22 protein-coding genes are annotated in these 23,007 nt (G+C 61.9%); 8 read left to right on the forward strand and 14 right to left on the reverse strand.

Going from position 1 to position 23,007, the window contains the following annotated elements; translation table 11 throughout:
* The first annotated feature begins 109 nt into the window (after positions 1-109).
* A complete protein-coding gene (gene priA / locus AC1RTQ_RS21965; RefSeq protein ID WP_492878902.1) occupies positions 110-2,302 on the forward strand; it encodes a replication restart helicase PriA in 2,193 nt (730 codons plus the stop codon).
* Positions 2,303-2,497: 195 nt separating this feature from the next.
* On the forward strand, positions 2,498-3,619 hold the full coding sequence (locus AC1RTQ_RS21970) for an asparaginase (RefSeq protein WP_302093029.1): 1,122 nt from the start codon (positions 2,498-2,500) through the stop codon (positions 3,617-3,619).
* Positions 3,620-3,782: 163 nt separating this feature from the next.
* Here AC1RTQ_RS21970 and AC1RTQ_RS21975 read toward each other — a convergent pair whose 3' ends face one another.
* From AC1RTQ_RS21975 to AC1RTQ_RS21995, 5 genes are all read right to left on the reverse strand, one after another.
* The gene (locus AC1RTQ_RS21975) at positions 3,783-4,733 is read right to left on the reverse strand and encodes an AEC family transporter (protein WP_302093028.1); all 951 of its coding nucleotides are present in this window, start codon (positions 4,731-4,733) and stop codon (positions 3,783-3,785) included.
* 127 nt (positions 4,734-4,860) lie between these two features.
* Positions 4,861-5,220: a hypothetical protein gene (locus AC1RTQ_RS21980; RefSeq protein ID WP_003078024.1), complete on the reverse strand. Its 360-nt coding sequence runs from the start codon at positions 5,218-5,220 to the stop codon at positions 4,861-4,863.
* Between the two features lie 85 nt (positions 5,221-5,305).
* Positions 5,306-5,707, reverse strand: coding sequence for a roadblock/LC7 domain-containing protein (locus tag AC1RTQ_RS21985; RefSeq protein ID WP_302093027.1), 402 nt, complete (start codon positions 5,705-5,707; stop codon positions 5,306-5,308).
* Positions 5,704-6,270: a GTP-binding protein gene (locus tag AC1RTQ_RS21990; protein WP_492878905.1), complete on the reverse strand. Its 567-nt coding sequence runs from the start codon at positions 6,268-6,270 to the stop codon at positions 5,704-5,706. The genes AC1RTQ_RS21985 and AC1RTQ_RS21990 overlap by 4 nt, the downstream gene beginning before the upstream one ends.
* On the reverse strand, positions 6,267-7,094 hold the full coding sequence (locus tag AC1RTQ_RS21995; RefSeq protein WP_492878907.1) for a hypothetical protein: 828 nt from the start codon (positions 7,092-7,094) through the stop codon (positions 6,267-6,269). The genes AC1RTQ_RS21990 and AC1RTQ_RS21995 overlap by 4 nt, the downstream gene beginning before the upstream one ends.
* A gap of 190 nt (positions 7,095-7,284) precedes the next feature.
* On the opposite strand from AC1RTQ_RS21995, the gene AC1RTQ_RS22000 reads away from it, so the two are divergent.
* Genes AC1RTQ_RS22000 through AC1RTQ_RS22010 form a run of 3 tightly spaced genes read left to right on the forward strand, consistent with a single transcriptional unit; the run spans position 7,285 to position 11,051 of the window.
* Positions 7,285-9,357, forward strand: coding sequence for an ATP-dependent helicase (locus tag AC1RTQ_RS22000; RefSeq protein ID WP_304350617.1), 2,073 nt, complete (start codon positions 7,285-7,287; stop codon positions 9,355-9,357).
* A 9-nt stretch (positions 9,358-9,366) separates the two neighbouring features.
* On the forward strand, positions 9,367-9,795 hold the full coding sequence (locus tag AC1RTQ_RS22005; protein WP_492878909.1) for a hypothetical protein: 429 nt from the start codon (positions 9,367-9,369) through the stop codon (positions 9,793-9,795).
* Positions 9,796-9,836: 41 nt separating this feature from the next.
* Positions 9,837-11,051, forward strand: a complete 1,215-nt coding sequence (locus AC1RTQ_RS22010; protein WP_492878911.1) for a phospholipase A — start codon at positions 9,837-9,839, stop codon at positions 11,049-11,051.
* A 38-nt stretch (positions 11,052-11,089) separates the two neighbouring features.
* Here AC1RTQ_RS22010 and AC1RTQ_RS22015 read toward each other — a convergent pair whose 3' ends face one another.
* The 8 genes from AC1RTQ_RS22015 to AC1RTQ_RS22050 all read right to left on the reverse strand — a co-directional run bounded on the left by AC1RTQ_RS22015 (position 11,090) and on the right by AC1RTQ_RS22050 (position 19,813).
* The gene (locus tag AC1RTQ_RS22015; protein WP_492878913.1) at positions 11,090-11,761 is read right to left on the reverse strand and encodes a GDSL-type esterase/lipase family protein; all 672 of its coding nucleotides are present in this window, start codon (positions 11,759-11,761) and stop codon (positions 11,090-11,092) included.
* A gap of 180 nt (positions 11,762-11,941) precedes the next feature.
* Positions 11,942-12,334, reverse strand: coding sequence for a RidA family protein (locus tag AC1RTQ_RS22020; protein ID WP_182285441.1), 393 nt, complete (start codon positions 12,332-12,334; stop codon positions 11,942-11,944).
* Between the two features lie 2 nt (positions 12,335-12,336).
* On the reverse strand, positions 12,337-12,798 hold the full coding sequence (locus AC1RTQ_RS22025) for an acyl-CoA thioesterase (protein WP_492878915.1): 462 nt from the start codon (positions 12,796-12,798) through the stop codon (positions 12,337-12,339).
* A 76-nt stretch (positions 12,799-12,874) separates the two neighbouring features.
* On the reverse strand, positions 12,875-14,485 hold the full coding sequence (locus AC1RTQ_RS22030) for a benzoate-CoA ligase family protein (RefSeq protein WP_492878917.1): 1,611 nt from the start codon (positions 14,483-14,485) through the stop codon (positions 12,875-12,877).
* A 55-nt stretch (positions 14,486-14,540) separates the two neighbouring features.
* Positions 14,541-15,704, reverse strand: coding sequence for an acyl-CoA dehydrogenase family protein (locus AC1RTQ_RS22035; RefSeq protein ID WP_492878919.1), 1,164 nt, complete (start codon positions 15,702-15,704; stop codon positions 14,541-14,543).
* A 1-nt stretch (position 15,705) separates the two neighbouring features.
* Positions 15,706-16,560, reverse strand: a complete 855-nt coding sequence (locus tag AC1RTQ_RS22040) for an enoyl-CoA hydratase family protein (protein ID WP_302093018.1) — start codon at positions 16,558-16,560, stop codon at positions 15,706-15,708.
* A 21-nt stretch (positions 16,561-16,581) separates the two neighbouring features.
* Positions 16,582-17,352 (reverse strand): SDR family NAD(P)-dependent oxidoreductase, encoded by a 771-nt coding sequence (locus AC1RTQ_RS22045; protein WP_492878922.1) that lies wholly within the window; start codon positions 17,350-17,352, stop codon positions 16,582-16,584.
* Between the two features lie 136 nt (positions 17,353-17,488).
* Positions 17,489-19,813, reverse strand: coding sequence for a bifunctional salicylyl-CoA 5-hydroxylase/oxidoreductase (locus AC1RTQ_RS22050; protein ID WP_492878924.1), 2,325 nt, complete (start codon positions 19,811-19,813; stop codon positions 17,489-17,491).
* Between the two features lie 116 nt (positions 19,814-19,929).
* Between AC1RTQ_RS22050 and AC1RTQ_RS22055 the strand changes: the two genes are divergently transcribed.
* The gene (locus tag AC1RTQ_RS22055; RefSeq protein ID WP_492878981.1) at positions 19,930-20,454 is read left to right on the forward strand and encodes a MarR family winged helix-turn-helix transcriptional regulator; all 525 of its coding nucleotides are present in this window, start codon (positions 19,930-19,932) and stop codon (positions 20,452-20,454) included.
* Between the two features lie 38 nt (positions 20,455-20,492).
* The gene (locus tag AC1RTQ_RS22060) at positions 20,493-20,972 is read left to right on the forward strand and encodes a hypothetical protein (RefSeq protein ID WP_492878926.1); all 480 of its coding nucleotides are present in this window, start codon (positions 20,493-20,495) and stop codon (positions 20,970-20,972) included.
* Between the two features lie 58 nt (positions 20,973-21,030).
* Here AC1RTQ_RS22060 and AC1RTQ_RS22065 read toward each other — a convergent pair whose 3' ends face one another.
* Positions 21,031-21,504: a universal stress protein gene (locus AC1RTQ_RS22065; RefSeq protein WP_182285434.1), complete on the reverse strand. Its 474-nt coding sequence runs from the start codon at positions 21,502-21,504 to the stop codon at positions 21,031-21,033.
* Between the two features lie 121 nt (positions 21,505-21,625).
* Here AC1RTQ_RS22065 and tgt point away from each other — a divergent pair, with 121 nt between their 5' ends.
* On the forward strand, positions 21,626-22,798 hold the full coding sequence (gene tgt / locus AC1RTQ_RS22070) for a tRNA guanosine(34) transglycosylase Tgt (protein ID WP_304350609.1): 1,173 nt from the start codon (positions 21,626-21,628) through the stop codon (positions 22,796-22,798).
* The last annotated feature ends 209 nt before the right edge of the window (positions 22,799-23,007 follow it).

The raw sequence follows: 23,007 nt of genomic DNA on the forward strand, positions 1-23,007 counted from the left end.
TTGTTTCTCACAAAGTTATCCACAGAACGCAAAGCCTTTGCAGGCCTCAAAATCTGCTATAGCTCTGAGGAGCTGCGGCCTCCGCAGCGCCTTCCCCTGATCCAACTCCATGCCCCATATCGTTTACGTTGCCGTCCAGACCCCTGCCCACAGCGCCGTAGGTGATCTGTTGAGCTACGTTAGCGATGCATGGCTGGAGCCCGGCACCTTGGTGCGCGTTCCTTTGGGAAAGAGAGAATTGCTGGGGGTGGTCTGGGATACGCCCGCCGCCCCCGAAGCCATTCCAGACGGGGTGGAGCTGCGTCGCATTGCCGGCCTGCTGCAAGGCATAGAGCCGCTGGACCAGGCCTGGCGACGGCTGGTGGCTTTTGCCGCGCACTATTACCAGCGCAGCTTGGGCGAGATTGCCGTCACCGCGTTGCCGCCTCAGTTGCGCGATATGTCGCCCGAACAACTGGCACGGCGGCTGGCTCCGCCCAAGACGGCCAAGACATCGGCCGGCAAGCGCAAGAAGGCACAGGCACCAGTGGCCGAAGCAGCACAAGCGAGCACCGAGACGATGGCTCACGCGCCGGACGCCAGCAGCGCAACGCCTTTGCTCGCACTCAGCGCCGAGCAATCCTCGGTTTTCGAGCAAATTGAGCAAAACCCAGGCCCGTTCCTGCTATACGGCAGCACGGGCAGCGGCAAGACCGAGGTGTATCTGCGTGCAGTGCAAGCCGTGCTGGATGCCAGCCCAGAGGCTCAAGCCCTGGTGATGGTGCCAGAGATCAACCTCACGCCTCAGCTGGAAGAGCGATTTGTCGCCCGCTTCGTGCCTCAGTACGGCAAGGATTCCGTAGTCAGCATGCACAGCGGCATGACCAACCCGCAGCGTCTCAAAAGCTGGCTGGCCGCTCACACGGGTCGTGCCCGCATCGTGCTGGGTACGCGCATGGCTATTTTTGCCAGCGTGCCGCAACTGGCGCTGATTGTGGTCGACGAGGAGCATGACGCCAGCTACAAGCAGCAGGAAGGCGCACGCTATTCGGCACGCGATCTGGCCATCTGGCGCGGGCGCGATGCCGGCGCCAAAGTCATTCTGGGCAGCGCCACACCGTCGCTGGAGAGCTGGCATGCCTCGGAACCCGAAGTCGGCCGCTACCTGCGCCTGCATATGCCCAGCCGCATCGGCGCGGCCGGATCAGGCGCAGCCAGCCTTCCCAAGGTGAGAATGGTGGACATGGGCCAGCAGCCCAAACGCGCCGTGTTCTCGCCTGCGCTGATCGAGGCCATCACCAAGCGCGTCGAACGCGGCGAGCAAAGCCTGATTCTGCTCAACCGCCGCGGCTTTGCCCCCGTGCTGTTCTGCGCCGACTGCAACTGGAAAAGCGACTGCCCCCATTGCAGCGCTCACCAGGTCTTTCACAAGGGCGACCGCACACTGCGCTGCCACCACTGCGGCTTTACCCAGCGCGTGCCGTTTGCCTGCCCTAGCTGCGGCAACCCCGACATCCTGCCGCTGGGCAAGGGCACGGAGCAGTTGCAGGAAGAGCTGGAGCGGCTGCTGCGCAATGTGCAGCGCCCCGACGGCAATCCGGCCCGCGTGGCACGCATCGACGCCGACACCACCAAGGCCAAGGGCAGCCTGCAGGAGCAACTGGCCCAGGTGCATGCCGGCGATGTGGATGTGCTGGTTGGCACCCAGATGGTGGCCAAGGGCCATGACTTCCGGCGCATCACGCTGGTGGCGGCGGTGCAACCCGACAGCGCGCTGTACTCCAGCGACTATCGCGCCCCGGAGCGGCTGTTCTGCCTGCTGATGCAGGCCGCAGGGCGTGCCGGGCGCGACGCGCAATATGTGAAGGCCCAAGGCAGCCATCCGGAGATGTGGATTCAAAGCCACGACCCGCAAAACGTCGTCTACACCGCACTGCGCAAGCATGACTACCCGGCGTTTGCCAGGCAACAGCTCAAGGAACGGCTGGATGCCGGTATGCCGCCCTATGCCTTCCAGGCCATAGTCCGGGCCGATGCACGCACCCAGGAAGCCGCACAGGCCTTTCTGAATGCCGCCACCCAGGTCGCCAAAGAGGCCAGGCTGCCTTATCTGGACGAGGTGTTCATCTACCCGCCGATCCCCATGGCAGTGCAGCGCGTGGCCAATGTGGAGCGTGCCCAGATGCTGCTGGAAGCCGCAAGCCGCAGCGCGCTGCTGCGCTTTCTCAATGCCTGGCAGCAGTATCTGCACTGGCTGCGCACTCTGCCCGAGCACAAGCCTCTGGTGCGCTGGCTGGTGGATGTGGATCCGCTCAGCATTTAAAGCCTCTAGGAATTTAAGGGTTTTAAGTCTTCAGACCTTTACCCATAAGCCCTGACAGCTATCAATTTATATAAACTACAGGCGCTTGGCAAATCCATCGGGATTTGCGCGAATGGGCAAGCCGGCATGGCTATTGCATGGTGTGAGGCTCGGCTCCACAAGAGGCCGTTTCATTCAATCACGGAGCACTACTTCATGCAAAAACAAGTCTTCCGCCAGTCCTTGCTGGCCGCCACCATTGCCGTTCTGGGCGTTCTGTCCGGCCCCGGCGCAGCACTGGCGCAGGATGCATCGCCTGCGGCCGCGCAGGCGGCCAAGGCGCAGGCAGCCAAACCCAATGTGGTGGTGCTGGCCACGGGCGGCACGATTGCGGGTGCCGGTGCCTCGACCGTCAACAGCGCCACCTACACGGCCGCCAAGGTGCCTGTGGACAAGCTGCTGGCCGGCCTGCCCGAGCTGGCCCAGATCGCCAATGTGCGCGGCGAGCAGGTGTTCCAGATCGCGTCCGAGAGCTTTACCAACGACAATCTGCTGACCCTGGCAAAGCGTGTCTCGCAATTGTCCAAGCAGCCTGATGTGGACGGCATCGTCGTCACCCACGGTACGGACACTCTGGCCGAGACGGCCTACTTCCTGAGCCTGACCGTGCACACCGACAAGCCCATTGCCGTGGTCGGCAGCATGCGCCCGGGCACGGCCTTGTCCGCCGATGGCGCGCTGAATCTGGTCAATGCCGTCAGCGTGGCAGGCTCCAAGGACGCCAGGGGCAAGGGCGTCTTCGTCACCATGAATGACGAGATCAACACCGCCCGTGATGTGAACAAGGACATCAACATCCAGACCGGTGCCTTCAAGAGCCAATGGGGCCCGCTGGGCATGGTGGTCGAGGGCAAGAACTACTGGTTCCGCGCCCCCGTCAAGCGCCACACCATGAACTCCGAGTTCAATATCGACAACATCGACAAGCTGCCTCAGGTGGACATCGTCTATGCCTATGGCAGCGTCCAGCCCACGGCCGTGAATGCCCTGGTCGATGCCGGCGCCAAGGCCATCGTCCATGCCGGCACCGGCAATGGCTCGGTGGCCGACCGCATGGTCAAGCCGCTGCAGGATGCACGCGGCAAGGGCGTGTTCATCGTGCGCTCGTCACGCGTGCCCTACGGCTTTGTGCTGCGCAATGCCGAGCAGCCCGACGACAAGTACGACTGGGTGGTCGCCCACGATATGCGCCCCGAAAAAGCACGCCTGCTGACCATGCTGGCGCTGACCAAGGGCGCCAATACCAAGGAACTGCAGCGGATGTTCTGGGAGTATTGAGCCACCCCTGAGCCGCTTCGCGGCTTCCCCTCAAGGGGACGGCAGCCTTTGCTGCGAGGCGGCTCTTGCTGGCTGCCTCTCTCGGGGCATGCCTGATCTGAGATTCAGGATACAAACATCGGTTTGCGCAGGGTAGCCTTGCGCAAGCCGCTCTTGTTTTTGATCAGGTCATCAGCGCCACCGCGGCGGAGAAGCTGAGAAAGGCCAGGCTGGTCGATACCAGGATGATGCGCGCCACGCGGCCGCTGTGGGCGCCGTAGCGCTCGGTCAGCAGCGACACATTGCTGGCCGAAGGCAGGGCCGCCAGCAGCACCAGCACCACCAGGGTTTCGTGCTGAAGCCCCAAGCCCATGGAGATCGCCGCCAACCCGACAGTCCAGACCAGCAGCGGATGGACGAGCAGCTTGGCCAGCGCAATCGGCACATAGTCGCGCGCCGCCACGCGCTCATGGCTGTTCATCTGCGAGCGCGCCAGCACCGCACCGATGGTGAACAAGGCCACCGGCGAAGCTGCTGCGGCCAGCATGGCCACGGTCTTGTCCACCGGGCCGGGCAACACCCAGCCCATGGCCGACGCCAGACCGCCCAGAAGAATCGACCAGGGCATGGGATTGGACGCCATGCCCTTGAGCGAATTGCGTACCGCCAACCAGATCCCCTGCCCTCCCGCCAGATCAAGCCGCGACAGCGCAATGCAGGCCGAGGTGGTGATGACCATGTCGATGGTCATGGTCACGATCACCGGCCCCGCGCTCTGCGCGCCCAGCAGCGCCGCCAGCATGGGAACGCCCATGAAGCCGGTGTTGGGAAACGCGGCCACCAAAGCGCCGAATGCGGCATCGTTCCAGCCCAGGCGTCTGCGTGTCAGCAACACGGTCACGCCCACCATCAGCGCCGCACAGAACAGATAGACCAGGGTGACATGGATATCGAGCAGCTGATGAATCGGCGTCTGCGCGCCAAAGCGGTACAGCATGCAAGGCAGCGCGAAGTACAGCACAAAGGCATTGAGGCCAGGAATGGCCGCCTGGGGCAGGACGGCGCGCCATGTGGCGGCAAAGCCGCAAGCCACCAATGCAAAGAAGGGGAAGGTGATGAGTAAAACGGACAACACGCACAAATTGTGACAGCGACCGGCTCCAACCCTCTCGCGGCCTTCTATGAAAATTTTTCAGTACAGACCTACCCCAAAACAAAGCCTGCGCAAGGCAGGCTGCTGTGACAGATACGAGGACAGCGCGTCAGAGCTTGAGTTCCTTTTCCACATCGGCAGTCTTGCGGCGCGCCAGCGCCAGGTTGGCACGAGCCTTGTCCAGCACCAGATAGAAGAACACGCCATCATTGGCGGCCACGGGACGGATGATGTGATATTGCTTGCCCAGAGTGATCAGTATGTCGTCGATCTGATCGTTGAGATTGAGCATGCGCATGGTCTTGATCTTGGCACGCACGACCTCGGTGTTGCCGGCCGCAGCCAGCTCCATGTCCACGCCGCCGCCTACGCTGCCCATCAGCATGCCGCTGGCGCTGTCCACGAGAGCGCCACAGACGGCACCGTCTGTGGTCATCAAAGCGTTCAGAGAATCCTGGATAGAGGCCATAAATCCACCTTTTGAAAAAGCAAGACAAGGAACTCGTGCGCCCGAGGCGCACCCACTCAGACTCAGAACTCCAGTGAACCTGTGATCAAGAGGGCAGGTACCCTGTGGCGACCTCACCGGCCGCCCACAGTGCGCGACCCAGCAAGGCGTTCTGATCCACCACCAGGCAGAGCACGGCCGGGAAGGAGCCGTTCACCGCCTGGAAGACCACCGTACCCGACTCCGTCTCGAAGGTCAGGCGCTTGCAATCCTTGTGTCCGATCTCATTGGCCACGGCCTTGGCCATGGCCATGAGCGAGCCCGCCATGGCCGACAGTCGTTCGGTCGGCAGTTCGCTGCGAATGCGCAGCGCTGAAATCTCGAAACCGTCAGGGGTACAGAGCAAGGCGATGTGGACGCCCGCCACCGGGGCGACCACGCGCGCCAGGATTTCCTGACCGGCCTCCACGACATGTCGCGGAATCACGAGGGAGGTATGGGCCTTCATAGAGTTTGACTTTGCAAGGACAACAGCGATGCAAGCACGCTCAGGGCATCCAGCATCTGCTGGCGATCACGTGGATCGGCCTCAACAAGCGGGGTGAGGTCATGGCCTTTGGCAACCAGGGCGGAGCTGAATGCCTCCAGCCTTGCTCCGCTGACGGGACGGCAACTGAGAATGACCATCAAAGGTGCCCGGTCCAGCTCTGCGACCCCCATCAGCATCTCGCAGGCGTAGTCCACCGCGCCCGCATCGTTGACGTCCACCATCAGCAACGCGCCCACCGATGCAGAAAGCACCCAGCGGCGCACGAAATCAAAACGATCCTGACCAGGGCTACCTACCAGTTGCAGTCGCTCTCCAGAGCCCAGGTCAATCTCGCCAAACTCCGCTCCGACCGTGGTGAACTCCTTGTGGTGCGCCGCCTTGTCCAAGTTGCGCACATCGCTGCCCGCCATGAGTTCCCCGCACAGGCTGCGCAGAGCCGTGGTCTTGCCTATGCCCATGGGCCCCAGCAGACTCACCCGCAGCAGGCCCTGACCAGGCTGCATGGGCATGAAAGATGTCATGTACGTCCTCCACGGGTAATCCAGCCCGTCAGCTTGCTGATCCATTGCAGCGGCGCGGCAGCGGCCGGCTGCCTGGCAACGCTCGGCTTTGCAGCGGCGGCGGGCTCCTCGCTGCCAGGCTGGCTGCAGCTCAGCACGGACTGGAGCTGGGGCAGCGACAACAGGGCCCAGAGCTGCCGCATCTCGATGCCGGCATGTTCGGCCAGCGATCTGGCATCGATGGGCCCGCGCGACAGCAGCGCCAGCACGCGCATGTTCTGCGCGCTGTTGGCGCCGCCGGGCAAGGCGATCCAGGACTTGATCTGAAAGCGATGCAGGCACCCAGCCCCCTGCTGCTGAAGCTCCTCCAAGGCGCGCTGCAGACTCAGGCCTGCGCTGCTGCGGTGTCTAGCCCTCCAGTCCATGAGGAAAACCGCAGCCCGGTCGAGCATGTCGATCAAATCGGACAACGTGAAGTCCACATCAAGATGTACTACCCAGCCCTGGGAAGAACGCCCCAGCGGCTGCATGGCCGGCTCGCCGCCGAGATAGACCACGCAAGGGGCTCTCGCCTCTGCCCTGGCCAGCAGGCTATCCAGCCCTTCGATCACCAGCACTTCGGCCGCATGCCGCGGAACCTGACGCCAGGCGGAAAGCGACTTGCGCGCTGCGACGGCGAACAGCGCTTCAAAGCGCTGCTGCACGGCAGGCGTCCAAAGTTCTGCGGCCAAGCTCACTTCACCGATGGTTCTCGCCATGCACAGCACCCTGACTGTTGAGGAAAAGACAATGAATCCCTCAACCATCGCCAATTCGCTGGCGCTGTCGGGATCAAGGCCGGACATGATGCAATCTTCACGCTACACAACTAACACCTTATTACAACAATTATTCAAGTAACAGCAGAGTGCACGTGTAGGTGAAGGGCTCGCTGAGCCCCTGATTTTTGTCAGTTGTGAGCGCTGTCATCAGGGCTCTTTACAGCGAAGCGGTATGCTCCCAGTCCTTGTTTTTGATGATGGGTCACTCTGCTTCATGTCTGCTGGTCTCAACCTCGCTCAGCTCCAGGCCGTGCATTACACCGAAGGTCCATGCCTTGTTTTGGCAGGCGCCGGCTCGGGCAAGACCCGTGTGATTACGCACAAGATCGGCCGTCTGATCGAAACCGGTCTGGCGCCACGGCGCATTGCCGCTATTACTTTTACCAACAAGGCCGCCGCCGAAATGCGCGAACGCGCCGCAGGTCTGATAGGCCGCCAGGCCAAGGAGGTGCTGATCTGCACTTTCCACTCGCTGGGCGTGCGCATGGTGCGCGAGGACGGCCACATTCTCGGTCTCAAGCCTCAGTTCAGCATTCTGGACACCGATGACGTCACCGGCATCCTCAAGGACTGCGCAGGCGGCACCACCGATGTGGCGACGGCACGCCAGTGGCAGTGGACCATCAGCGGCTGGAAGAATCAGGGCTGGGACAGTCGCAAGGCCCTGGCCATGGCGCAGGACGACAACGAACGCAGCACCGCGCTCATCATGCAGCGCTATGAGGAGCGCCTGACCGCCTACCAGAGCGTGGACTTCGACGACCTGATCGGCATGCCCATGCGTCTGCTGCGCGGCCACCCCGAGGTGCGCGAGAAATGGCAACGCCTGCTGGGCCATGTACTGGTGGACGAATACCAGGACACCAATGCCACGCAGTACGAGCTGCTGAAATTCCTGGTGGGTGAGCGCGCCCACTTCACGGCCGTGGGCGACGACGACCAGTCGATCTACGGCTGGCGTGGCGCCACGCTGGACAACCTCAGGAAGCTGCCCGTGGACTTTCCGCAGCTCAAGGTCATCAAGCTGGAGCAGAACTACCGCTCCACCAGCGCCATCTTGCGCGCCGCCAACAATGTGATCGGCCCCAACCCCAAGCTGTTTCCCAAGACACTGTTTTCGGAACTCGGCGAGGGTGAACCCGTACGCATCGTCGACTGCGACACCGAAGAGCACGAGGCCGAGCGCGCCGTGGCCCGCATCCAGAGCCTGCGTGCCAATATGAACCCGCAGCCCGCGTGGAAGGACTTCGCCATCCTCTACCGCGCCAACCACCAGGCCAAGCCCTTCGAGAAGGCGCTGCGCAAGGCCAGCATCCCCTACAAGGTCTCGGGCGGCACCAGCTTTTTCGACCGCGCCGAGATCAAGGACCTGTGCGCCTGGTTCCGTCTCTGGATCAACAACGACGACGACCCGGCGTTTCTGCGCTCCATCGGCACCCCCAAGCGCGGCATTGGTCACACCACGCTGGGCAAGCTCGGGGAATTCTCCGCTGCGCACAAGCTCAGCATGTTCGGCTCGCTGTTCAATGCGATGCTCCCGGAGGCGCTGCCACGCAAGGCCTTCGACAGTCTGCTGGAATTCGGACGCTACATCAACGACCTGGAATACCGCGCCCGCCACACCCTGGGCTTTGAAGCCTCACGCAGCTTTCTGATCGACTGGCTCAAGGAAATTGGCTACGAACAGTATCTGTATGACAGCGAAGACAGCGAGTCCGTCGCCGCCGCGCGCTGGAGCAATGTGCTGGAGTTTTGCGACTGGATGGCCCAGCGAGCCGGCGGCCAGATAGAAGATGCTGCAGGCGCCGGCACCCAGACCGAGGTCAAGAGCCTGCTGGAGGTCTCGCAGAACATTGCCCTGCTGTCCACCATCAGCGAGCGCGAGAAGGAGCAGGACATGGTCGTGCTCTCCACCCTCCATGCCTCCAAGGGTCTGGAATGGCCCCATGTCATGCAGGTCGGGGTGACCGAGGGCATGCTGCCGTTCAAGCTCGACGACGACGACGGCAAGCAGCAAAAGGTCAGCGATGAAACGGCAGCGCGGCTGCAGGAAGAACGCCGCCTGATGTATGTGGGCATCACCCGCGCCCAGCGCACGCTGGCCGTGAGCTGGACCAAGCGCCGCAAGAAAGGCCGCGAAATGGTGGCCTGCCAGCCCAGCCGCTTCATCAAGGAGATGGGCCTCGATGCAGCCACGGCCAAGGAAGACCCGCGCGAGAAGCTGCGCAAGCTGCGCGAAGAATTTGCTGCACGCAAGAATCAGGCGGCGCCGGGCGCCACCAACTGAAGACCCGAGATGACTTTGAGAACCTTGATATTCATAGCTGCCAGCGCTTTTTCCATCAATGCTTGCGCGCAGTTCGACGCCAAGCCCGCCAGCACTTGCGCGCAAGACTGGCAGATGAGCGACAAGCAGCTGCAAGGCGTATGGACGGGCTCCGTCGCCGGCAGTGAGGAAACCGCCCGCATGGTGCTGGGCCCGCACCCCGAATGGGAAGGCAATGTCAAAGGCAGCATCAGCCGCCCGGGCAGCAGCCACCCCATGGTCGGCGATGTGAACGAAGGCACGGTCACGCTTGAGGAAAGCGCAGACGGCTCACGCATCACCTCCACCTGGCTGGGTGAGGTGGTCGAGGGCAGCTGCGGTACAGAAATTCACGGCAGTTACCAGGAGGGGGAAAATGATCCACCCCGCGCGTTCATCATGCGCAAGGCCCAACCCTGAGCAGGGTCGGGCCTTGTACTGCCTGTGCATTGATTGATCCCATGAGTATTCGCTTCTTCACCCAGTCCCCCCTGACCCTGAGCATAGGCTTGACACTGGTCGGCGGCCTGAACCCGGCCACCGCAAGCAGCGCGGAACTGCCGCCCCCCGAAAGCTGGCAGCAATGCTCTGCCACCACCAGCAACAATGATCGCCTGGCCTGCTTTGATGCCTGGGCACTCAAGCAAGGCCCGGCGGTTGCGCCACAGGCCACCGGTTGGAGTGCGCCTGCAGCCAGCGCACAAGCTGCGCCTGCTCTCACTGCCGCGACCGCCTCGGCCAACAACGACGCGCCCGCCAGTGCGGCTGCGGCGACTGTCGCCAGCGCCGATAGAGGCCTGGGCCTCTCGCCCACCAACGGCGGCTGCCGCGATCCGCGCTACACCGAGGTCTCGCGCTACTTCGAGCTGGAGCCCGGTACGGACTGCGGCACCTTCAACTTCCGCGGCTATCGCCCCATGTCGGTCTCCGTGGTGGTGGGCGACGAGGTCAATCAGCAGCCCTATTCACCCAGCCGAGGCCTGGCAACCGAGCAGCCCTACCAGAAGCACGAGATGCGCCTGCAGCTCTCGGCCCGCACCAAGATTGCCTCCGGCCTGCTGACCGGCCCCACCTCGAAGGGCAAGGATTCGCTGTGGTTCGGCTATACCCAGCAGTCCTACTGGCAGCTGTTCAACGGCGATATCTCGCGCCCTTTCCGCACCACCGACCACGAGCCCGAGGTGTTCTACGTCTACCCGACGGACGCCCAACTGCCGCTAGGCTGGCGCTGGCGCTACTCGGGCATAGGCATAGCGCATCAGTCGAACGGCCAGAGCAACCCGCTTTCGCGCAGCTGGAACCGCTGGTATCTGATGACCGGGGCCGAGCTGGGCAACCGCTGGCAACTGCATCTGAAAGCCTGGCAGCGCATGAAGGAAAGCGCGCTCGAGGACGACAACCCCCATATCCAGGACTACATCGGTCGCGGTGAAGTCAAGCTGGGCTGGAACGTCAACGAGCAGAACTACCTGGGCCTGACCGCACGTGGCTCGCTGGGCAAGGGCAAGGGCTCCGGTCGCATCGAGTGGCTGCGCACTCTGGGCGAAGGCTGGAACGGCGGCAAGAGCAATCTGCGCCTGCATGTTCAGCTGTTCAGCGGCTATGGCGACAGCCTGATCGACTACAACAACAAGCGCACGGTACTCAGCGTGGGCTTGAGCCTGCTGGACTTCTGAAGCCGGCTTGGCCCTCGGCCGCTGGGCCGAGCCGTGATTTACGCCAGAAAACCAGAAGCCCGGGCTTGAGCCACCAGTAGTTCGGTGAACCGCGCATAGCCTGCGGCATTGGCATGCACCTGATCGGCGCGCAAGGCGCTATTGCCCAGCACCTCGCTCCAGGCATCGGGCAGCAATGCCACCCGGTTGTCCTTGGCCAAGGTTTGGTAGATGGAGTGATCCTTCATGCGCCCCGTCAACGCGGCACCCAGGCTCAGCTCCGGCACGGCCACCAACAGCACGGGCGTCGCCCTTGCTTTGCACAGCTGCAGCATGCGCGTGATCTCGCCTTGCACAACTTGCTCGCTCCTGCGCTGCAGCCAGTCGTTGCCACCAGCGCACAGAATTGCCAACGATGGCCTGTGCTCATCGAGCAGCCCCGGCAGACGGTCCGCAATCTGTTGGCTGGTCTCGCCCGAAACACCGGCATTCACCACCTTCCAGCCCGTGCGCTCGGCCAGCAGGCTGGGGTAGCCGGCATCTGCATTGGCGCCAACACCTTGCGTCAAGGAGTCTCCAAGCGCCAGCACGGTAGCACCGGCAGGAACGGCAGCGGCCTTGGGTGTCTTCTTGCCACAGGCACTTAGCAGCATGGCGCCACCCGTCAGCAATGCTGCGGCACGCATGCCTTGAAGGACATGGCGTCGGTACGGGTCAAATATCGGTTTCATGGCATCTCACAAAACAGCGGGTTTGCAACGGCTGGAGGGCAGCTCCTTGGGCCTGAGGATAGCTCAGCCTCTGCCGCCCCTGTTCAAACCGCGCTGCACCACGGTAAAACTGCAAAGGCAGCAGCCGTAAAAAAACCGCTGCGCCCAAGGCCCAGCGGCTATGCGTGTGCAGATTGCCGATCAGTCGGGCACGACTGCCGTCACCTCGATCTCCACCTTGGCCCGGTCCTCGATCAAGGCCGCCACCTGCACGGCCGTCATGGCCACGTTGAATGAACCAATCAGCTCGCGATAGGCCTTGCCGATCTCGGCCTGCTGTGCCAGATATTCCTTCTTGTCGGTGATGTACCAGGTCATGCGCACGATATGTTCGGGCCTGGCTCCACCGGCCTGCAGCACCTCGACGATATTGTGCAGAGCCTGCCTGGCCTGCGCCGCGAGGTCGTCGGTATGAAACCGGCCCTCGGCGTCCCAGCCAATCATGCCGGCCACATAGATCTGGCGGCCGCTGACGGCCACGCCATTCGCATATCCCTTGGGCCGAGGCCAGCCCGGAGGCAGCAGTACTTGCATGTTCAACTCCTGTTTTCTGTTGGATTGGATGAACTTTGCCAACGCTCGATTGCGTGGCGGATATGTTGCGGCGCAGTGATGGCCTGATGGGTTTGAAGACTGGTGAAGACCAGCACTTTCTGCGCCCTCACACGCAACTGGCCGTCAGGGCCTGTGCAGTCCACATCGAGTGTCAGCGAACGATTGCCCAGCTTGGCAACCGACAGGCCCAGCGCCACAGTTTCACCCATGCGGGTGATGGCGCGAAAGTCGCACTCCAGGTGCACGATGGGCAGACCCACATTGTCCTTGTGCACCATGTCCGCATAGCTCAGGCCAAGTGCGTGGTTGAACCAGTCTTCGACCAGCCCGTTGAACAGCACCAGATACTGCGGAAAGAAGATGATGCCCGCCGGATCGCAGTGCGCAAAACGAATCGGCGACTGCGTCACAAAGCGTTTTGAAGCCATTGCCACTTCATTCATACCCAAACAGCTCCTTCAGCAAAATCTGCCTGCAGCGCTTTTCAATCAGCGCGTGCAGCTTTTAAAAACATAGCAATCAGGTTTGATGCAGGCGAAAGCGCTGCAACTTGCCCGTGGCCGTGCGCGGCAGTTGATCGACGAACTGTATGGCCCGTGGATATTTGTAGGGTGCGACCTGGCTCTTCACGAAGTCCTGCAGCTCCATGACCATGGCATCGCTGGCCACATGGCCGGCACGCAGCACCACAAAAGCCTTGACGATCTGACCTCGCTCGCTGTCAGCCACGCCAATCACCGCGCATTCCGCCACAGAACCGTGCTGCATCAGGGCTTCTTCGACTTCAGGCGCGGCGATGTTGTATCCGGCCGAGATGATCATGTCGTCGGTGCGTGCCTGATAAACGAAATAGCCATCGACATCCATCAGATAGGCATCGCCCGTCAGATTCCAGCCCCGGCTCACATACTTGGCCTGACGGCTGTCGTTGAGATAGCGGCATCCCGTGGGTCCCAGCACGGCCAGTCTGCCCACGGTGCCGGGCGGTACCTCGAGCCCCGCATCATCCACCACCTTGGCACGATAGCCGGGCACGGCCTTGCCGGTGGCACCGGGACGAGCCTCCTCTTCGCGGTGCGAGATGAAGATGTGCAGCATCTCGGTGGAGCCGATACCGTCAATGATTTCAATACCGGTCGCGTCCTTCCACAGCGCTCGTGTGGAGGCAGTCAAGGCCTCGCCCGCCGACACGCATTTGCGCAACCGGGTGCGGCGGATGCGCTCGCCCTGCTGGGCCATCACACGGTAGGACGTGGGCGCCGTGAACACCACACTGGCACCAAATCGCTCAATGCCATCCACCAGTTGCACGGGGCCGGCTTTCTCCAGCAAGGCCATGCTGGCACCGATGGACATCGGAAACAGAACCTGCCCACCCAGACCGAAGGTGAATGCCAGCGGCGGGCTGCCTATGAACACATCGTCGGCATTGGCACGCAGCGTATGCACGGGCCAGCAGGCGCAGACCGCCATCACATCACGATGAAAATGCATGGTGGCCTTAGGCACGCCCGTGGTGCCTGAGGTGAAGCCCAGCAGGCAAGTATCGGTCGCTGCGGTTTCCACGGCCTGGAAGTCATCGCCCGCCTGCTCCATCAGGCGCTCCAGTGCATCGGCTTGCACACTGTTGAAATAGCGCACGGCCTTGAGCGTGCTGGTTTTTTCCTGTGCGCCCTGTACCTCGGTGCGCAGCGCCGCATCGCACAACGCATGGCTGATTTGCGCTATGTCGATGATGGTGGACAGCTCCTTGGCCCGCAGCAGCGGCATGGCGGCCACGGCAATGCCCCCGGCCTTGATGACGCCAAACCAGCAGGCCACCATCATGGGGTTGTTGGGTGCGCACAGCAACACGCGATTGCCGGGCTGCAATCCCAGCTCCTGCGTCAGCACATTGGCGATGCGATTGGCCTTGAGCTGCAGATCCGCATAACTCCAGCGCAGGCCTTCGGCCTGAATGCACAGGCGATCACCGCGCCCCTCGCTCACATGTCTATCCAGCAGCTCCACGGCACAGTTCAGCCGCTCGGGGAACCGCAGCTCGGGCAGCTCGAAAATGAACTCGGGCTGCTGCTCGGGTGGCGGCAGGTTGTCGGCAGCAAAGGTATCGATATGCGCGGTGTACGACATGACTCACACTCCTTTTGGCCAAAACAGGCTGATGTTCTTTTTGGGGTGAGCGCTTTCAGCCATGGCTTTTGATGAGGTCACGACCGATGATGAGCTGCTGCACCTCGGTCGCGCCTTCGTAGATGCGCAGGGCGCGAATCTCCCGGTAAAGGCGCTCCACGGGCTGCTCGCTGACCACGCCCAGGCCGCCCCAGATCTGCACGGCAGCATCGATCACCTGCTGGGCGTTTTCGGTCGCCGTCATCTTGGCCATGGCGGCTTCCCGTGTCACGTTCTCGCCTTGGTCGCGCAACCAGGCTGCGCGATAGGTCAGCAGCGCCGCGCTGTCGATTTGCGTGGCCATCTGCGCCAGCTTGGCCTGGGTGAGCTGGAAATCGGCCAGCACGCCGCCGAACATCTTGCGGCTGGTCGCGCGCTGCAAGGCCTCATCCATGGCTCGACGCGCAAAGCCCAACGATGCGGCGGCCACCGAGGTGCGGAACACATCGAGCGTGCGCATCGCCACCTTGAAGCCCTCGCCCGCCACGCCAATGCGCTGAGCGGCAGGCACGCGGCAGTTCGAAAACTTCAAACGCGCCAGCGGGTGCGGTGCAATGACGTCGATGCGCTCGGCCACTTCGAAGCCCGATGTGTCGGCGTCCACAATCAGCGCGGACAGGCCGCGCGAGCCGGCAGCCTCGCCGGTACGCACAAAGACGACATAGAAGTCCGCGATGCCGCCGTTGGAAATCCAGGTCTTTTCCCCGTTGATCACATAGTGATCACCTTCCAGCCTGGCCTCGCAGGCCATGGCCGCCACGTCCGAGCCGGCGTCGGGCTCGGACAGCGCAAAGGCCGAGATCGCATCGCCCCTGGCCACCAGGCTCAGATAGCGCTTTTTCTGCTCCTCGCTGCCCGCCAGAGAAATCGCCCCCGAGCCCAGACCCTGCATGGCAAACGCAAAGTCGGCCAGCCCGCTATGACGCGCCAGAGTCTCCCGGATCAGGCAGATGGCTCTTGTATCAATATGCTCTGCGGCACCGCCATAGGCCGTGCCCGCAACCGCATGACGCAGCCAGCCAGCCTCGCCCAGGGACTTGACCAGTTTGCGGCATTCGGCATCCACATCGGGGCCATGCGCATGTGCAATGCTCTGCCGTGCCCAGGCATCCAGCGACTGTGTCAGACGTGCGTGATGGGGCTCGAAAAAAGGCCACTTCAGATAGCTGGTGTCTGCCATGTCAGTTTCCTTGAAAGACCGGTTTTTGCTTGGCGACAAACGCGTGATAGGCACGCGAGAAATCCTCGGTCAGCATGCACAGCGCCTGGGCCTGCGCTTCGGCTTCAATCGCCTGCTCAATCGTCATGGCCCATTCCTGGTGCAGCATGGTCTTCGTGATGCCGTTGGCAAAGCTGGGCCCGGCGGCCAGATCGGCGGCCAGCTTCTGCGCATCGGCCGGCAAGCTCTCGGGCTCACACAGACGGTTGAAGAAGCCCCAGCGTTCGCCCTCCTCGCCGCCCAGGCTGCGTCCCGTATAGAGCAACTCACTCGCGCGGCCCTGGCCAATGATGCGCGGCAGCATGGCGCAGGCCCCCATATCGCAGCCCGCCAGCCCCACGCGGTTGAACAGGAACGCAGTCTTGCTGCGCGCAGTGCCAAGGCGCATGTCCGAGGCCATGGCCATGATGGCCCCAGCACCCGCGCACACCCCATCGACTGCCGCAATGATGGGCTGCGGACAGGCCCGCATGGTCTTGACCAGCTCGCCCGTCATGCGGGTGAACATCAGCAGCTCGGGAGCCTTGAGCGCGACCAGCGGACCGATGATTTCATGCACATCACCACCCGAGCAGAAGTTGCCGCCCGCGCCGACCAGCACCACGGCCTTCACATCCTGCGCCCACTTGAGCTGGTGAAACAGGTCGCGCAGCTCGGCGTAGGAATCAAACGTCAGCGGATTCTTGCGCTCCGGACGATTGAGAGTGATGGTTCCCACGCCATCTGTCACCTGCCACTGGAAATGCGTGGCCCTATAGCCGGCCAGCAGCTTGTGATTGCCAGCTTGCAGCGCTGGATCGATTGCATATTCACTCATGTCTGTCTCCAAAAATCCGGGTCACATGACTTCGCCACCAGCGACGGCTATGGCTTGCCCGGTAATACTTGATGCGCCTCGACCACATAGCCACAGCACGGCGTCAGCCACCTCGTGCGGCTGCACCAGGCGGCCTTGGGGGTTGGATTTGACGAACTCAGCCATTGCCTGCTCTGGTGTGCGGCCGGTCTTGGCTACAACGCGGTCAATGCTGGTTTTGACAATCTCGGTTTCGGTATAGCCGGGGCAGACGGCGTTGACGGTGATCCCGGTCTTGGCGTACTCCAGCGCCAGGGCTCGCGTCAGGCCCACCACGCCATGCTTGGCCGCTACATAGGCCGCGACATAGGCATAGCCCACCAGTCCTGCCGTGCTGGCCATATTGACGATGCGACCCCGGCCTGATGCCAACATAGCCGGCAGCACTTGCTGAATGCAGTACATGGTGCCGCTGAGATTGACCGCCAGCATCTGCTGCCAATGCGCGGCATCCATTTTCATGAACGGTGAACTGCCGGCCTGACCTGCGTTGTTGATCAGGATATTGATAGCACCTTGCGCAGCCGCTGCCTTTTCAAACGCCGCTTTCACCTGTGATTCATCCGCCACATCGGCCAGCACCATCTGGCATTGACCGGGGTGCTCTTGCACCAGTTTCTGCAGCGGCTCGGCGCGACGCCCCAGCACCGTGACGCGAGCGCCCTGCTCCAGCAACTGGCGTGCAATCGCCTCGCCAATGCCTTGGCCCGCGCCCGTCACCAGCGCATGTTGATCGTTCAGATCGCCTGTCATTGAACTCTCCAGACAGCTGGCCCACAAAACTGGCGCACTCCAGCCAGTGGCAGCAGAAAAGGGACCGCCCCGCAGCGTGGGCTGCGTCTTCGCGGGCTGAGAGCGGGGGAAGGCGCGAGGCGACTCAGGGGGTGTTTCATTTGGCTGCGGCTTGCTGCGCTTTCTCGCGCTCGAACAGGGCTTCCATCTGGCGCTTGCCCTGGAAGTATTGTTTGGGCCAGACGATAGGCGTGTAGCCAATCTTGGCGGCTTCGGTCAGCGTCCAGGCCGGATTGGCCAGATGCGGTCTGGCAATCGCGCACAGATCGGCACGCCCTGCGGCAATGATGCTGTTGGCATGATCGGCCTCGCTGATCGCTCCCACAGCCATGGTGGCAATGCCAGCCTCCTGTCGGATGCGGTCGGCAAACGGGGTTTGATACATGCGGCCGAACACCGGCTTTTCGAGCTTGCTGACCTGCCCCGACGAGCAGTCGATCAGGTCGGCACCCGCAGCCTTGAAGGCCTTGGCAATCTGTACCGCATCTTCAGGCGTGATGCCACCCGGCACCCAGTCATGGGCAGAAATGCGCACGGACATGGGCCTGTCCTGAGGCCAAACGGCGCGCATGGCCTTGAACACTTCCAGCGGGAAGCGCAGACGGTTTTCCAGGCTGCCGCCGTATTCATCACTGCGCTGGTTGGTCAGCGGCGAGATAAAGCTGGACAGCAGATAGCCGTGCGCACAGTGCAGCTCCAGCCAGTCCACGCCGATGTCGGCCGCCATGTGCGCAGCATGCACAAACTGCTGCAGCACCTCATCCATGTCGGCGCGTGTCATGGCCCTGGAGATCTGGCTCACTCCCTGCAGATATTGCTGCTCCGACGCGGCCATGATGGGCCAGTTGCCCTGCTCCAGCGGCAGATCCGTACCTTCCCAGGCCAGCCGCGTCGAGGCCTTGGCACCCGCATGGCCTATCTGCATGGCGAACTTGGCATCGGTGTTGGCGTGAATCCAGTCGCTGATGCGTTTCCAGGCCTGCTTTTGCTCAGCACTATAAGTACCCGGGCAGCCGGGCGTGATGCGCCCCTCGGGGCTGACACATGCCATCTCGGCGAACACCAGACCTGCACCGCCGAGCGCACGCGCACCCAGGTGAACGAGGTGAAACTCACCAGGCACGCCATCAACCGCAGAGTACTGCGCCATGGGTGAGACCACGATACGGTTCTTCAGCGTGAGGCCGCGCAGGGTATAGGGCAGAAACATGGGCGGCGGCGCCTTGGCATCGACCGCGACACCCTCTCTTTCGGCCAGCCATTTCTCATAGCCGCCAAGCCACTGCGCATCACGCAGGCGCAGGTTCTCATGGCTGATGCGCTGACTGCGCGTGAGCATGGAGTACATGAACTGCTCGGGCTCCAGCTGGTCGCAATAGCGCTGGCCGCAGACCTCGAACCATTCCATCGCATTCCAGGCCGCGTTCTGAATGCGCAGCGTCTCAACGCGACGCGCTTCCTGATAGGCCGCCAGCACCTCGGGAATATGCGCAGCCGCATCACCCCGCTGCTTGAACTGGCGTGCCAGCTCGATCGCATCCTCGATCGCCAGCTTGGTTCCTGAGCCAATCGCGAAATGTGCCGTATGGACGGCATCGCCCATCAGCACCACATGGCTGCCCTTGGGGTTTTGCAACCACCACTGGTCACAGACCACGCGCTGAAAATTGATCCAGGCCGAGCCGCGCAGATGACGGGCATTGGTCATCAGTTTCTCGCCCTGAAGATTGTCCGCGAACAGCTTTTCACAGAAGGCAATGGACTGCTCTTGATCGGCGGTGTCGAGGCCGCTGGCTTTCCAGCATTCCTCCGTGGTCTCCACGATGAAGGTTGAGGTCTTGTCGTCGAACTTGTAGATATGCGCCTGAAACCAGCCATGCGGCGTGCGCACGAAGTCAAAGGTGAATGCCTCGTAGACCTTGTTCGTGCCCAGCCAGATATAGCGATTGGGGCGGGTGACGATATCGGGCTTGAAGATGTCGGCGTATTTGCTGCGGATGCGCGAGTTCACGCCATCGCAGGCAATCACCAGGTCGGCATCCGGATAGTCCTCGTCGCTTTGCACATCGGTCTCGAACACCAGGTTCACACCCAGCTGTTCGCAACGCGCTTGCAGGATATTGAGCAGATGCTTGCGGCCAATCCCCACAAAACCATGCCCGCCGGAGCGAATCTTTCGTCCTTTGAATAGCAACTCGATATCGTCCCAATGGTTGAAAGCCTGCTCGATCTGCGCGGCTGTCACCGGGTCCCAGTCGCGCATATTGTCCATGGTGGCATCGGAGAAAACCACGCCCCAGCCAAAGGTGTCGTAGGGCTTGTTGCGCTCCACCACCGTCACCTCATGCGCAGGGCTCATCTGCTTCATCAGCAAAGCGAAGTACAAGCCGGCGGGGCCACCACCTATGCAGACAATTTTCATGACAGTGATCCGTTCCTGGCTTTTCAAAAATTACTTTATACCTAAATTATTAATGCATGAAATTTTCACTAAAATCCGGCCAAACCCTGAACCCAAAGCACTCTAGTTTGCGCACCATGCCAACCATGGCCCAACACAATCCGGATTTTTCCATCGACATGCCCGAAGCCCCGGGACGCGAGGCGGGCCTGTCCCACTCCGACCATCAGGCCGTGCGCCTGTGGCTGCGCCTTCTGACCTGCAGCACACAGATCGAGCAAGTCATTCGCAGCCAGCTACGCACAGAGTTCAGCACGACCTTGCCTCGTTTTGACTACCTGGCACAGCTCAGCCGCTTTCCCAAGGGTCTGCGCATGAAGACACTGTCGGAATATCTGATGGTGACCGGCGGCAATGTGACCGGACTGACCGATCAACTGGTGGCCGAAGGCTGGGTGGAGCGCGTGGCTGACGAGGAGGACCGCCGCTCCATGATCGTGCGCCTGACCCGCACGGGCAAAAAGCAGTTCAAGGCCATGGCTGCCGCGCATGAGCTATGGCTTGAGCAGTTGCTGACTCCACTGGGCAGCAAAAACGCCAGCGATCTGTACGAGCAACTGGGCAAGCTCAGGCAGGTGCTGAGCTCGCCAGACAATGCCTGAGCCCGAAAAAACACCGTTTTGTGACAATTTCATGGAGAATGCCCTGCACGCAGTCCTGCGTGACACAGGCTTGGGGGGCATGGTTCATGGATTTACTGCATCTGCGATATCGACTCAAGTCCGGGTTCTACTATCTCTACGACATGCGTGATGCGCCCAACGTCATCACGGGAGAGCGCCCCTATCGCCTCAAGACCGAGCTGGTCGCCATCGCGTTTGACCGGATCACCGGTCGCGTGCACCAGCATGGTCACCCCACCCGCATTCACTCCTGGGCCATGGGCGCGCAGCGCCGTCTGCGCATGGCAGGAGACTGGGAAGGCGCAAACCGGCTGGTCGTGGTCTCCGGCCCGCTGCCCGAAGAAGAAATCAACAAATGCCTGAGCGTGCAAGGCTATTGCCGCTGGATGCTGACGCGTCTGGCAAACATGCCGCATGGCAAATTTGCAGCCCATCGTGCAGGCAGCCGCAACAGCTGGCAAAGACGTGAGTCCGGCCAGCAGCGCCGGGCTGCCTGATTTCCACTCCAATCTCCGCCAGCTCGCTCTTATTGATCAAGCGCAGAGCGCCATCAAATCAGGATTCAGCCTCTTCAGCGGAGCTGTCATCCGCCTCGGTCACCTCGGGCATTTTCACAATCGTCACCGGCAGCCGACTGTGTCTGGCCACCTCGCGTGAGACCGAGCCGATCAGAATGCTGCCCAGGCCGCTCTGGCCCGTGGCACCGATGATGATCTGGTCGCATTCATTGCTCTCGGCAATATCGATCAGGGTATTGGCCTCTTCGCCCAGGCTGATCTCCACTTCATAGGAGGCCCCGGCCTCCTTGAGAAGATCCTGTGCAGGCGCCACCAGATCCATGCCGGCTTCGATGCTGGCGTTGGCAATCAGGTCTGAATCTGTGGTTGCAAGCTCCAGCAGCGTGGCCTCCTTCTGCACATGAGCTATCACAAAGTGAGCATCCAGTCCGCTCTGTAAAAGCTTGATGCCGTGACGTACGGCCTCAAGTGCGACATCCGATCCATCCACCGCAATCATGATCTTGAGCATGGCAACCTCCTGTTCGTCTTGCGCACCAGTGTAGGCGCAGGCTGCAAAGACGGGTTGCGAATCTGGGGCAAGCACCGGCTATTGCAGCAGTGCTTGCGGGCATCTGGGAAAATAGCCGGCTATGCTGCAGTTTGACCTTCTCAAGACCGACCCGACCAGCCACGCGCGCCGTGGCACCTTGACGCTTAACCACGGCAAGGTCCAGACCCCCATCTTCATGCCCGTGGGCACCTATGGCACCGTCAAGGGCGTGATGCCGCGCAGCCTCGAAGAAATGGGCGCACAGATCATCCTGGGCAACACCTTCCATCTGTGGATGCGTCCGGGCCTGGACATCATGAAGTCCTTTGGCGGTCTGCACGACTTCGAGAAGTGGGACAAGCCCATACTGACCGACTCGGGGGGCTTCCAGGTCTGGTCGCTGGGTGCCATGCGCAAGATCACCGAGGAAGGCGTGCATTTCCAGAGCCCCGTGAACGGCGACAAGCTGTTCATGTCGCCCGAGGTCAGCATGCAGATCCAGACGATTCTGAATTCGGACATCGTCATGCAGCTCGACGAGTGCACACCCTACGAAACCAACGGCAAGAAGACCACCGAAGCCGAAGCGCGCAAGTCCATGGAGATGAGCCGTCGCTGGGCCAAGCGCTCCAAGGAGGAGTTCCAGCGCCTGGAGAACCCCAATGCCTTGTTCGGCATCGTGCAGGGCGGCATGTACACCAATCTGCGCGAGGAATCGCTGCAGGGTCTGCTGGAAATCGATTTCCCCGGCTATGCCGTGGGCGGCGTCTCCGTGGGCGAGCCCAAGGACGAGATGCTGGAGATCATGGCCCACACGCCGCATCTGCTGCCCGCCAACAAGCCGCGCTACCTGATGGGCGTTGGCACACCCGAGGACCTGGTGCAAGGCGTGGCCGATGGCGTCGACATGTTTGACTGCGTGATGCCTACCCGCAATGCTCGCAACGGCACCATCTTCACGCGCTACGGCGATCTGAAGATCCGCAACGCTCGCCACAAGGTGGATCACCAGCCCATAGACACCACCTGCACCTGCCACGCCTGCGCGGGCAAGAGCGGCGTGAGCTGGGACGATGGCGGTCGCGACGGCTTCAGCCGCGCCTATCTGCATCACCTGGACCGCTGCGGCGAGATGCTGGGTCCCATGCTCACCACCATCCACAATCTGCACTATTACCTGAACCTGATGCAGGAAATCCGCAACGCACTGGACGCAGGCACTTTTGCCCAGTTCCGCGCCCAATTCAAGGCCGACCGCGCACGCGGGGTCTGAGCCACCCATCGTCTGCCGCAGCAGAACCTCCCAAAAGCCAGAGCGAGTCTCTGGCTTTTTTCATTTGGCGGTTGACATCCCGCATGTCTGAAGCCCGTCAAATGAAAAACATCGTCAACTTCGCCGCTTCGGCAATCACTTTTCTGTGTGTTTTTGTTAAAACCACAACATTTGACGGCAACAACAGGCACTTTTGGCGATTGAGATCG

Source organism: Comamonas sp. GW821-FHT11H03 (assembly GCF_058807955.1).

Bases quoted from the DNA above. Each gene is read 5' to 3' on its own strand.
- priA (WP_492878902.1), top strand. From the start codon at position 110: ATGCCCCATATCGTTTACGTTGCCGTCCAGACCCCTGCCCACAGCGCC.
- AC1RTQ_RS21970 (WP_302093029.1), top strand. From the start codon at position 2,498: ATGCAAAAACAAGTCTTCCGCCAGTCCTTGCTGGCCGCCACCATTGCC.
- AC1RTQ_RS21980 (WP_003078024.1), bottom strand. From the start codon at position 5,220: ATGGCCTCTATCCAGGATTCTCTGAACGCTTTGATGACCACAGACGGT.
- AC1RTQ_RS21985 (WP_302093027.1), bottom strand. From the start codon at position 5,707: ATGAAGGCCCATACCTCCCTCGTGATTCCGCGACATGTCGTGGAGGCC.
- AC1RTQ_RS21990 (WP_492878905.1), bottom strand. From the start codon at position 6,270: ATGACATCTTTCATGCCCATGCAGCCTGGTCAGGGCCTGCTGCGGGTG.
- AC1RTQ_RS21995 (WP_492878907.1), bottom strand. From the start codon at position 7,094: ATGTCCGGCCTTGATCCCGACAGCGCCAGCGAATTGGCGATGGTTGAG.
- AC1RTQ_RS22000 (WP_304350617.1), top strand. From the start codon at position 7,285: ATGTCTGCTGGTCTCAACCTCGCTCAGCTCCAGGCCGTGCATTACACC.
- AC1RTQ_RS22005 (WP_492878909.1), top strand. From the start codon at position 9,367: ATGACTTTGAGAACCTTGATATTCATAGCTGCCAGCGCTTTTTCCATC.
- AC1RTQ_RS22010 (WP_492878911.1), top strand. From the start codon at position 9,837: ATGAGTATTCGCTTCTTCACCCAGTCCCCCCTGACCCTGAGCATAGGC.
- AC1RTQ_RS22015 (WP_492878913.1), bottom strand. From the start codon at position 11,761: ATGAAACCGATATTTGACCCGTACCGACGCCATGTCCTTCAAGGCATG.
- AC1RTQ_RS22020 (WP_182285441.1), bottom strand. From the start codon at position 12,334: ATGCAAGTACTGCTGCCTCCGGGCTGGCCTCGGCCCAAGGGATATGCG.
- AC1RTQ_RS22025 (WP_492878915.1), bottom strand. From the start codon at position 12,798: ATGAATGAAGTGGCAATGGCTTCAAAACGCTTTGTGACGCAGTCGCCG.
- AC1RTQ_RS22030 (WP_492878917.1), bottom strand. From the start codon at position 14,485: ATGTCGTACACCGCGCATATCGATACCTTTGCTGCCGACAACCTGCCG.
- AC1RTQ_RS22035 (WP_492878919.1), bottom strand. From the start codon at position 15,704: ATGGCAGACACCAGCTATCTGAAGTGGCCTTTTTTCGAGCCCCATCAC.
- AC1RTQ_RS22040 (WP_302093018.1), bottom strand. From the start codon at position 16,560: ATGAGTGAATATGCAATCGATCCAGCGCTGCAAGCTGGCAATCACAAG.
- AC1RTQ_RS22045 (WP_492878922.1), bottom strand. From the start codon at position 17,352: ATGACAGGCGATCTGAACGATCAACATGCGCTGGTGACGGGCGCGGGC.
- AC1RTQ_RS22050 (WP_492878924.1), bottom strand. From the start codon at position 19,813: ATGAAAATTGTCTGCATAGGTGGTGGCCCCGCCGGCTTGTACTTCGCT.
- AC1RTQ_RS22055 (WP_492878981.1), top strand. From the start codon at position 19,930: ATGCCAACCATGGCCCAACACAATCCGGATTTTTCCATCGACATGCCC.
- AC1RTQ_RS22060 (WP_492878926.1), top strand. From the start codon at position 20,493: ATGCCCTGCACGCAGTCCTGCGTGACACAGGCTTGGGGGGCATGGTTC.
- AC1RTQ_RS22065 (WP_182285434.1), bottom strand. From the start codon at position 21,504: ATGCTCAAGATCATGATTGCGGTGGATGGATCGGATGTCGCACTTGAG.
- tgt (WP_304350609.1), top strand. From the start codon at position 21,626: ATGCTGCAGTTTGACCTTCTCAAGACCGACCCGACCAGCCACGCGCGC.